At 52.9% G+C, this 10660-nt stretch carries 6 protein-coding genes and 3 pseudogenes; 6 read left to right on the top strand and 3 right to left on the bottom strand.

From position 1 onward, the window contains the following. Positions 1 to 63 precede the first annotated feature (63 nt). The 3 genes from IPZ49_RS21645 to IPZ49_RS21655 all read left to right on the top strand — a co-directional run bounded on the left by IPZ49_RS21645 (position 64) and on the right by IPZ49_RS21655 (position 2781). On the top strand, positions 64 to 915 hold the full coding sequence (locus IPZ49_RS21645; protein ID WP_023279882.1) for a DMT family transporter: 852 nt from the start codon (positions 64 to 66) through the stop codon (positions 913 to 915). A 75-nt stretch (positions 916 to 990) separates the two neighbouring features. Then, the gene (locus IPZ49_RS21650; RefSeq protein WP_023279881.1) at positions 991 to 1827 is read left to right on the top strand and encodes a helix-turn-helix transcriptional regulator; all 837 of its coding nucleotides are present in this window, start codon (positions 991 to 993) and stop codon (positions 1825 to 1827) included. A 294-nt stretch (positions 1828 to 2121) separates the two neighbouring features. Continuing rightward, positions 2122 to 2781, top strand: a complete 660-nt coding sequence (locus IPZ49_RS21655; RefSeq protein ID WP_007897903.1) for an SDR family oxidoreductase — start codon at positions 2122 to 2124, stop codon at positions 2779 to 2781. Between the two features lie 41 nt (positions 2782 to 2822). Here IPZ49_RS21655 and IPZ49_RS21660 read toward each other — a convergent pair. Beyond that, positions 2823 to 3419 (bottom strand): annotated as a pseudogene (locus IPZ49_RS21660) (LysR substrate-binding domain-containing protein); the annotation flags it as partial. Positions 3420 to 3866: 447 nt separating this feature from the next. Continuing rightward, positions 3867 to 4193 (bottom strand): four-helix bundle copper-binding protein, encoded by a 327-nt coding sequence (locus tag IPZ49_RS21665; protein ID WP_022649401.1) that lies wholly within the window; start codon positions 4191 to 4193, stop codon positions 3867 to 3869. Positions 4194 to 4624: 431 nt separating this feature from the next. Here IPZ49_RS21665 and IPZ49_RS21670 point away from each other — a divergent pair, with 431 nt between their 5' ends. Together IPZ49_RS21670 and IPZ49_RS21675 are read left to right on the top strand one after the other, a co-directional pair. Then, positions 4625 to 5758: a glutathione-independent formaldehyde dehydrogenase gene (locus IPZ49_RS21670; RefSeq protein ID WP_022651297.1), complete on the top strand. Its 1134-nt coding sequence runs from the start codon at positions 4625 to 4627 to the stop codon at positions 5756 to 5758. Between the two features lie 569 nt (positions 5759 to 6327). After that, a pseudogene (locus tag IPZ49_RS21675) lies at positions 6328 to 6627 on the top strand (transposase); the annotation flags it as partial. Positions 6628 to 6698: 71 nt separating this feature from the next. Here the strand turns inward: IPZ49_RS21675 and IPZ49_RS21680 are convergent. Further along, a complete protein-coding gene (locus tag IPZ49_RS21680; RefSeq protein ID WP_012561117.1) occupies positions 6699 to 9350 on the bottom strand; it encodes an excinuclease ABC subunit UvrA in 2652 nt (883 codons plus the stop codon). Positions 9351 to 9966: 616 nt separating this feature from the next. Here IPZ49_RS21680 and IPZ49_RS21685 point away from each other — a divergent pair. After that, positions 9967 to 10660: pseudogene (locus IPZ49_RS21685) on the top strand (IS3 family transposase); the annotation flags it as partial.

Here is a 10660-nt window from a genome sequence, read left to right on the forward strand (position 1 = left end):
CCTTTCATATCGCCCGACAAGAACCCACCTGCAATACTATGAATATCACTGCCTCACAAAAAAATGGCTCATTACTCTTGCGCCCTGGCTTTTTGTATTCCTCTGGAGTCAGGGTTTGTCGCAGCCAAATTTACCGTGCAGTACAGCGCGCCGTTTCATCTTTTATTCCTGCGTGGCGCATTTTCCTGTCTGGTCCTTCTGCTGCTTACACTGGGGTTCAGGGCCCGTTTTCCGTCCGGCAGAGGAATGGTTCGCAACCTGATTGTCGGACTTTTCCTGCAGAGCTTCTTTCTGGGCGGATGCTTTTATGCCATCCATCGTGGCATGCCGTCAGGCATTGTGGCGCTCATCACCGGCCTGCAGCCGGTACTGACTGCAATACTGGTTTCACTCATGCACCGTCAGTCCCTGCATCCCCGGAAATGGCTGGGTATTGCGATTGGCTTTGCGGGCGTTTTCCTGGTGCTCTCGCCAGGCCAGCATAGTTTTGCACTGGATCCTGTGGCTTTTGGGTCGGTCATGCTGGGGTTATTTGGCGTAACGATCGGAGCGCTTTATCAGCGCCGTGCTCAGGGAGATGGACATATCTTTGCGAACACGTTTTTACAGTACGTCACTTTGACAATATCGATGGGTGCAATTAGCCTGATGTTCGAATCTGCTCCGACGCAGTGGAGCTTATCATTTGCGCTGGGTCTGGGCTGGCTGGTTATTGGCGTATCGGTTCTGGCGATTATGTTGCTGATTTTTATGATACGAAGCGGTGAAGCAACCAAAGTCGCTACTTACTTTTACCTGGTTCCCATTCTCACGGCAGCTGAAGCGTGGTTGCTGTTTGGAGAGGCCATTACATTGCCCATGCTTGTGGGTATGGCAATAACTATAATCGGCCTGATTTTTGTCATCCGGGAATAGACAACCGCACGCGTCGCTGTATGCTTTTGTATATGGCGACGTATAATAGCGGTCAAAGTCAAATTCCGGATGAATATGCAAACAGTCAGCTTTTCCGATTCTCCCGTTGATGATCTCCTCGCTGAGCTTCTTACCCTGGCACGCTCCCGTTTTCCACTTCCCTGCGATTGCCTTCGCGCAGAACAGACGCATCAGGTAAAGAAGTTCGAGGTGGAAGGTGCGACCCTTTCCTTCCCGCTGGAAGGAGAATTCCGGTATCGTGAAAATGAGAAATGGCACCGGGTGATCCCGGGCGAGATTATGGTCGTCCCGAATGCCCGTAGCATCGATATAGAATATGCCCCTTCAGAACAAAGTGGTGAGTTTGTTGCCCTGAGCGTGGTGCTCGCGGAGGAACAGCTTGAAGCAGCCAGGCTGTTACTTGCCGCACCACCACCACAGGACACCGGCAGCATCGCAGCCATTTCCGTATCAGCTCTTCTTTCACCCCTTAACCGCTGGACAGCCGCAATGCGGGAAGGGAAGCGTCCGCTTTCCCTGCACGCCATGGTTGAAGTGGTGCTCTGGCTTTATGGCATGGGATACCATGCTTTGCTGCGAGCCCGGCAGCCAAGTCTGGCCATGAAAATCCGTCAGATGGTAGCGGACAAACCGGCTCATCCCTGGAGTGCTGCTGAAATTGAAGATCTGACGGGACTCAGTGGCCCCACGCTTCGGCGCCACCTGGCCAGTGAGTCAACCAGCTTACGCTCAGTTATCGCCGATGCACGTATCGCGGAGGCTCTCCGCCTGCTGATGACATCGACGCTGCCGGTAAAAACGGTCGCGGGGCGGGTGGGTTACAATTCACTATCGAGCTTCAGCAAGCAGTTTTCTGAACGCTATGGAATCGAACCTTCAGGGTTCCGCTGACTTCAGTTCGTTCAAGGTACACATTGCGTCCCTCGCACTTCAGTAACTTGCGTGGATCTTTCGAATATAACGGAAGATATTGGCCGGCATTGCGTGTAACCGGTTCAGGAGTTCTCATCGTGACGGGAGAGCTAAATCGGTACGGCTGTTGTTCTCAGCTATAAGAACAACTGAGTATCTGACCAGCTGTCTGGTGCTGGCAGCAGCATGCAGTGCAATCGGTCAGGCTCAAAGGAACTGACCTGATGTCAGGTTATAATTTCGGACACATCATAACCCCAGAAGGAGACAACTGTGGTTCATGTTTTCATTATCGGTGGTGCAGGCAAAATCGGCCAGCGTCTGTGCAGGATCCTTTCAGGTAGGGGGCATGCTGTTCGTGCCCTCTACCGTAAGCCAGAGCAGCAGGCATTGCTAGGCGAGCTGGGTGCTGAGCCCGTCAGTGGGAGCCTGACAGAGCTGGATGCAGCTGCGCTGGCGATGCACTTTGCAGGTAGTGATACAGTGGTGTTTACTGCCGGTGCCGGCGGTAAGGGGGGACAGGAGATGACCAATGCGGTCGACGGCGAAGGGCTGAAAAAGTCGGTAGCTGCCGCCCTCAGTGCCGGTGTGTCTCGCTTTCTGCTCGTTTCTGCATTCCCGGAGTCCGCACGGGGAGAAACCACTTCTGAATCATTCGAAAATTATATGCGTGTTAAAAAAATGGCCGATGTGGAACTAGCACAAAGCGAGCTTGACTGGGTGATCCTGCGCCCCGGCGCGCTGCAGGATAAGACTGGTACGGGTTATGTACGTGCCGGCCTGGCCATCCCGTATGGTAACGTGCCCCGTGATGACGTGGCGGCTACGCTGGCTGAACTCATTGAGCAACCTGCCGTCAGCCGCGTCATCATTGAGCTGACGTCTGGCGATGCTCCTGTCCGTGAAGCCATACAGAAGCTGGCGGGCCGATAAAAGGCAGCGCACGTACCAGCAGGCTGCAGGCCCCCAGGCGTTTACAATAAACTTTCCAGCCAGTCGGTAAACGCCCGTACTTTTCGGGAGAGATGGCGGTGCGGATACAGAAGTTACAGTTTGCGATTCGGGGACGTATTATCTGGCAGAACCTCTACCAACAGCCCGCGATCGAGATAAGGCTGCAAAAAAATATTCATGCCCTGTAGTATTCCCAGCCCCGCCAGGCCTGCTGCAATGTAGGCTTCTGAGTTATCCACGACAAGCCTGCCTGGAAGTTCAATTTCGGTGGAGCCCTCTGACGTCCCGAATGTCCAGGGCATAACTTGTCTGTTGCTGCTGTTAATCCAGTTGACGGCCTGATGCTGCTGCAACTCGTCCATTGTTTCCGGGGTGCCGTGTTGATCAAGATACGCAGGACTGGCGCAGGTCGTCATTTTAACGGTTCCCACCTCCTTTGCGATATAGTCGCCATCGTCCAGCTCCCCCACCCTCAGTATGCAGTCCAGGCCATCATGCAGCATATTCCGTCGGCGGTCTGAGCTGCTCAGGATAATTTCAATTCCGGGATGCTGGCGATAAAAATCAGGCAGGTTGGGTATAACAAGTAAAGCCGCAAACGCGACAGGCATATCTATGAGCGAATAGCGGGCGTCAAAATGATAGCGACAGGAAAGTTCTGCCATATTAAACATAACAACCCTTGGGCGCACCGCCGCAGGCGCCCTCAGCACGTTTCTGCGGCCTCCCGCCTGTTTCCGGCACCTTTCAAACGCCCCTGATGATTTCTGCGCGTCTGCATGGCTATGCAGTGAGATCTGCTCTCCACCGATTAGTGCATGCAGATTTTGGAAACGTCCAATTCTGGCACGAAGCGGTCACCCCGGCGGGGTGCAGTCCGCTGTCAGCGAAAACGGACATTGAGCCAATCAAATAATCTGTGCCAGAATTTGTCATTGAGGCTAGTACTTTCGAGTAGATCTATTTCCCGCCCGTACTCTTAAACTCATCTATCTCATCCTTCTACGACTTATTACCGGGAATATAAAACCCCGCCGAAGCGGGTTTGGTAATTTGAGTTTTTCTCAGGCGGCCATCTTTCTGCATTGTTCGGCGCAGTGATGACAAGCGCTTGAGCAATCCTGACAATGGTCATGTTCATGCTTTCCACACTCGTCACCGCACTTCTGACAAACATCAGCGCAAAGACGGCAAAGATCCTGGGCAGACCCGCTATTTAGTGTCATGAATTGAGCTGCAAGACGGCAGATATTTGCACACTGCATATCCAGTTTTATGCACTCGCGCATCATCTCCAGATTCTCTTCGTCGAGACACGAAGCCGCACAGTTATCACATGCCGTTGCACATAGATAACAGGCTTCGATGCATTTTTTGTATTCGTCTAACATAATTTCTCCTTAGCTAAGGTTACGTATTAAGCATGGAAGAGATAACTGATTATTCAAATTTTGAATTAGTTAATTACCTTTTCAGCATTTCATATCATTGATTCAAAGTGCATCTCTAGGGTTACCTAATTCACCTATGTCTACTTCTGGCACAATGCAGAAATGAGATAGATTTACTTTATCCGCTTCTCGCTCAAAGCTGTCCGTAATCCCTTGCCTGCTTAAAAAAACCGGATTAACGTGTGATGTTTTTACGTTTTCCAGGCAGCCTTCATCGGTAAGTACCTGTCTTACAGACTTCAATGCACTTAGTTAAGAAACATCCTAATCGTCCTTTCGCCGATCGCGAGATCTGTTATGGCAGCTAAACTCGATTGATACCCCAATCCGCGGGGCAGCATTTCCTTTCCGCACGCAAGAAGGAGAAGATCATGAAAGCAGTAATTTACAACGGTCCTTATGATGTAAAAGTAAAAGACGTACCGGATGCGAAAATTGTCCGCCCCACGGATGTACTCGTCCGCATCACCACCACCAACATTTGTGGGTCGGACTTGCACATGTATGAGGGCCGGACCAGCTTTGAACAGGGACGGATTCTGGGTCACGAAAACCTGGGTGAAGTGGTCGAAATTGGCTCAGGCGTTGAACGTATTAAGGTGGGCGACTATGTTTGTCTGCCGTTTAACGTGGGATGTGGTTTTTGCGAAAACTGTGAAAAAGGTCTGACCGGCTTTTGTCTCACTACCAATCCGGGTACGGCAGGCGCAGCTTATGGTTTTGCTGAAATGGGTCCCTGGGAGGGAGGTCAGGCGGAACTTCTTCGGGTGCCATTTGCCGACTTTAACTGCCTTGTTCTTCCCCCTGATGCGGCAGAAAAAGAAGATGATTATGTGATGCTCTCTGACATTTTTCCTACCGGCTGGCATGCAACAGAACTTGCCGGATTGAAGCCTGGTGAAAGCGTGGCCATTTATGGCGCGGGGCCGGTCGGTTTGATGGCAGCTCATTCGGCGATCATTAAAGGTGCTTCACAGGTGTTTGTGGTTGATACGCACACAGACCGGTTGGCTCTGGCTGAAAAAATGGGGGCGACGGGCATCAATGCTACTGGCGATGAAGCTGTACAAAAAATTCTCGACCTGACGGATGGACGCGGTACGGATTGTGGCTGCGAATGTGTTGGCTATCAGTGCTGTAACAAACATGGCCATGAAGATAACTCTGTTACCATGAACAGTCTTGTTGCGTCGACGAAAGCAACCGGGGGAATTGGTGTGGTTGGCGTCTTTATTCCTCAGGATCCGGGGGCTGAATCGGAGCTTGCCAGAGAGGGTAAGATGCCATTTGATTTTGGGAGTTTCTGGTTTAAAGGACAGGCAATCCGTACCGGCCAGGCGAACGTTAAGGCCTATAACCGTCAGCTGTCTCGCCTCATCCATCACGATAAAGCCAGTCCGGGCAAAATAATTTCTCATCGTCTTTCGCTTGAAGAGGCTCCTGCCGGATATAAGCACTTCGATGAGCGGGATGAAGGATGGACGAAGGTTATCCTTAAGCCTTAAATAGAGTTATCCGGTATGAGAAAGCAAAAACCGGGAAAGAATGTATGACTTTTGACAGGGTGCAATAAAATATCCTGTCAGGGCGTTATTATTCATACTTTCAGCTGCCAGGCGCTTCCATATCCAGACTTGTTCCCTGATTTTGCCGACGAGATAGCAAAATTAATACATTCAGGAGGAGGCATCTGCGGTTGATCTGTTCCGTATTTATTAACGCCCTGTGCTGTAAGTATTGTCTGCCTCTACCACATAGCAGACATGTGCGCAGGAACGGTCCGCTATGAGCGAAAAGCGGACTTCCGGTCCTTGCGCAAACTCCCGTTCCGAGAAGTTGCAGTTCACAAATCACCTGTTAAAGAAGGTATGGTAGCCCACAGCATTAATTTTGCTTCCATCTTCAGTCAGACTGGCCGGTACCGGCTTCCGATAAGTTTCGTCGGCTGAGGCCCGCTAAAGTAGAGAGGTCAAAAAATAACCTTGACGTACAATAATTTTCGATATCCAAACTGACCCCTAATTAGGTGGACACCTGATGACTGACTTAAAATTTCTATCACGCCAGCGTTACACATCCGCAGTCGCATCTTGCGGGGTTCAGCGGGGTGTTGCAGGCGGACGTGCACGTGCGGACGCCCTCTGACACCACGACCGAAGCGCTGTGCCGTATCGGCGAGCTGTATGGCATCGAGGCGGGCATCCGGGGCAAAAGCGCGGCGGAACGGCTGGCCATTCGGCAGGAAAAAGCGGTACCGCTGCTGACCGCGCTGGAGGGCTGGCTGCGTGAAAAGCAGAAAACGCTGTCACGGCACTCGGAGCTGTCGAAGGCGTTCGCGTACGCGCTGAACCAGTGGGATGCGCTGAAATTATACCTGCGGGAGATTACTGATACAGAACACGCCGGGAATGTGCCGCCATTGACGCAATGACGACACAGCCCTTTTTAACCGTTCCGTGAGAGTTCCCTGGCAATATACTGTGCGGTACGGCTTTCTTTGACCTGCGATACCTGTTCGGGAGTTCCTGCGGCAACCAGGCGTCCTCCCTCATGTCCCGCTCCAGGACCGATGTCGATAACCTGGTCTGCCTGAGTAACCGCCCGCATATCGTGTTCAATCATTATCACCGTATTTTCTGCATCAACAAGCCGCTGCAGCTGCACAAGGAGGCGGTCGGCGTCTGAAGCATGCAGGCCGGTTGTCGGTTCATCTAGGATATACAACGTGTGGCCACGTTGGCTACGTTGTAGTTCGGTTGCCAGCTTGATCCTTTGCGCCTCCCCTCCGGATAACTCGGTTGCTGGTTGTCCCAGACGCAGGTAGCCCAGACCAATTTCACTCAGCAGACGGAGGGGACGAGCCACTGGTTCTTCAGTCGCAAAGAACTGACTGGCTTCATCCACCGTCATATGCAGGACCTCCGCGATATTTTTGTCCTGCCAGCAGATCCTGAGAGTATCCCGGTTATACCGCGCGCCATGGCAGGTCGGGCACGGTGCATACACGCTCGGCATAAACAACAGCTCCACGCTGACGAATCCTTCACCTTCACAGGTTGCACAGCGGCCTTTTGCCACATTGAAAGAGAATTGACCCGCATCGTAATGATGGAGTTTGGCGTCAGTCGTTCCGGCAAAGAGCTTACGAACAGGATCAAACAACCCGGTATATGTCGCCAGGTTTGAACGGGGGGTCCTGCCTATCGGTTTCTGGTCAACCTGAACCAGACGCTTTACCAGTCCGGTATCACCGGTCAGGGTACCGTACGTTTTCTCCGTTACGGATGGCCCCTCAGCGTCGCTGGCTTCGGAAAGCACGTCTTCTGGCTCACCGCCAAGTGAAGAAAGCACCAGTTCCGGTAAGGCCTGGGCAATCAGACTGGATTTACCGGAGCCAGAGACTCCCGTCACGGCTGTCAGCACACCCAGAGGAATATCAACATCGATCCACTTAAGATTGTGGCGATGGATCCCCTGCAGTTTCAGCCACCCGGATGGGATACGGGCAAAAGATTGTGGTGGCCGGACTTCATCAAATAAATAACGCGCGGTACGAGATTGGGTGACGGCTTTCAGATCTTCAGGAATACCACTGTAGAGAACATGTCCTCCCTGTTCACCAGCCGACGGTCCCACATCAACAAGCCATTGCGCCCGTCGCATCAGGTTAAGATCATGTTCAACGACAAACACCGAGTTGCCGGCATCACGAAGGTTCTCAAGCGCATCGTAAAGCGCTTTACTGTCTGAGGGGTGCAGACCCGCAGACGGTTCATCAAGAACATAGACCACACCAAACAGCATCGAACTGAGTTGCGTGGCAAGACGCAGTCGCTGAAGCTCTCCTGCAGATAGAGTTGGGGTTGCTCTGTCCAGCGTAAGATAACCCAGCCCCAGCTTCTGCAACTGATACAACCGGGCCATGACACCACCGGTCAGCCGTTGTGCCGCCAGTCGTTTCTCTTCCGATAACGCCGATGTCCGGCAGACATCGGCGTTATCGGAATGGACCGCTTTTCCGGATGCAGCACGCTCTGTCAGATCCCGACGGGTGATATCCCTGTCGGCATCTGCGCCGGCGTGGTGGGCACTGAAATCCCCCCGGGAGATTGGAAGGAGCAATTCCGCCAGCTGGTCTAAGGGCATCTGCATAAATTCACCAATGTCCACACCGGCAAAGGTGACGGACAATGATTCTGACTTCAGTCTTTTCCCGTGACAGACCGGACACAGCTTGCCTTCCATAAAACGGGAGACTCGTTTTCTCATCAACGCGCTTTGCGTGCTGGCGAAGGTATGTAGCACATAACGACGTGCCCCGGTGAAGGTCCCCATATAACCCGGCGTCATTTTTTTCCTGACGGCTTCGCGCGTATCTTCCGGACTCAGTCCCGGGAAAACCGGTACAGTGGGGGTGTCTTCGGTAAAAAGGATCCACTGACGGTCTTCCGCTGGCAGATTTTTCCAGGGAGTGTCGATGTCATACCCCAGCGTCACCAGAATATCCCGCAGATTCTGTCCGTGCCAGGCCGGGGGCCAGGAAGCAATAGCCTTTTCACGGATACTAAGTGAGGGATCGGGCACCATCAGTGTTTCAGTTACCTCATAGATATGGCCCAGACCATGGCAAGAAGGGCATGCCCCCTGCGGCGTGTTGGGAGAAAAATCCTCGGCATACAGCATCGGTTGTCCGGCAGGATAAGCGCCCGCCCGTGAGTACATCATTCGCACCAGACTGGATAAGGTGGTCACGCTGCCGACAGAGGAGCGCGCGTTACTGGCACCGCGTTGTTGCTGAAGCGCAACGGCTGGCGGCAGTCCGTCAATGGCATCCACATCCGGAACCCCGACCTGATCAATGAGGCGACGAGCGTAGGGGGCAACCGATTCAAAGTAGCGCCGTTGCGCCTCAGCATAAATGGTGCCAAAGGCCAGTGAAGACTTACCCGAGCCTGACACACCCGAAAAAACAACCAATGCGTTGCGCGGAATGGAAACATCCACCTCTTTAAGGTTGTTCTCGCGAGCACCGCGAATCACAACTGAATTGTTGTCGTCAGTCAGGATGGGATGATAACCGAAAAGTTTCTTTGCCATAGAATTTCCTGTGCTAGGTGTGTCCGCTCTTAATAAGGCCACCTCTTGTGACGGTATCTGGTGTGCCGGACCGCTCGATCAGAAAGCCCGTCGAAAAAAGCGTTTGTGTGACTGGAAACAGATTGCTGAAGCTGGGCCCGGTGGTACCATGTGGGACACCGCTGAAGTTTCAGCGGTACCCTGCGGATCCGCCTTCTGTATGAGAACTGGCTGGCGGCGTACCCGGGACCGGAGATTTGGCTCCCGTGATAATGCGGGCTCCCCGGTACGCGACGCTGTGGTTCCAGACCCAGCTGATGGCGACACTCAGGCGGTTTCGGGTACCAATTAAAAAATACAGATGAATAATGCACGTGATTTCATATGTCATTTCCTTTCATTACAGTTTTAGACCCCATCAGACATCTGCCTGGCAGAGTTAACGGAGATAGGAGCGGACTATCGAAATGGTGTCGTCGATTGACCTCTTCTGCGACTCATTTCGTTTGCCCGTATCGGGGAATTCCTCCCGAAGATAGCTTTCCAGAACAACCGCCATCAGGTCGTTAACGGCTCCCTGGACTGACCCCGCCCCGGTAGACGATCCTGCCCTATAGTTTGAGTATAGGAGGAGCGTATGGGCACACCACGATTTACACCTGAATTTAAGGAAGAAGCCGTCCGTCAGATAACGGAACGCGGTTATTCCGTCGCCTAAGTATCTGAGCGTCTGGGCGTCTCTGCACACCGCCTCTACAAGTGGCTACGGGCTATCAAACCTGATAACAGCGAGCAGCATGCCCGGGATTTACTGGAAGCTAAAAGCGAGATCCTGAAACTCCGGGCGCAGCTAAAACGCACCGAAGAAGAACGGGATATCCTGAAAAAGGCCGCGCGGTACTTTGCAAAGGAGCCCGACTGAAGTACCGCTTTATCAATGAGCACCGAACTGTATGGGGTGTGATGACGATGTGTCGGGTACTGAATGTCGCCCGGGCCGGGTTCTATGCGTGGCTGCATAACCCTGTCTCGGCGCGTGATAAAGATAACCAGCGCCTGCTGATGCTTATCCGCGACTCATATTCCCTGAGCGGAGGCGTATACGGTTACCGGCGGGTTCATGGCGATCTGAACGAAATCGGGGAAACCTGTGGTAGAAACCGGGTGGGTCGGATCATGCAACTGGACCGGATTAAAGCTGTGCGCGGCTATAAAGCGCCACGTCGTATCGCTGGCAGGCCTTCAGTCGTTGCTCCTAATCTCGTGCAGCGGCAGTTCACCGTTGTCCGGGCCACCCAGGTCTGGGTCACCGATATTACTTATAGTGTGCC

Source organism: Enterobacter cloacae complex sp. S2 (assembly GCF_015159675.1).
GTDB classification, from domain to species: domain Bacteria; phylum Pseudomonadota; class Gammaproteobacteria; order Enterobacterales; family Enterobacteriaceae; genus Enterobacter; species Enterobacter intestinihominis.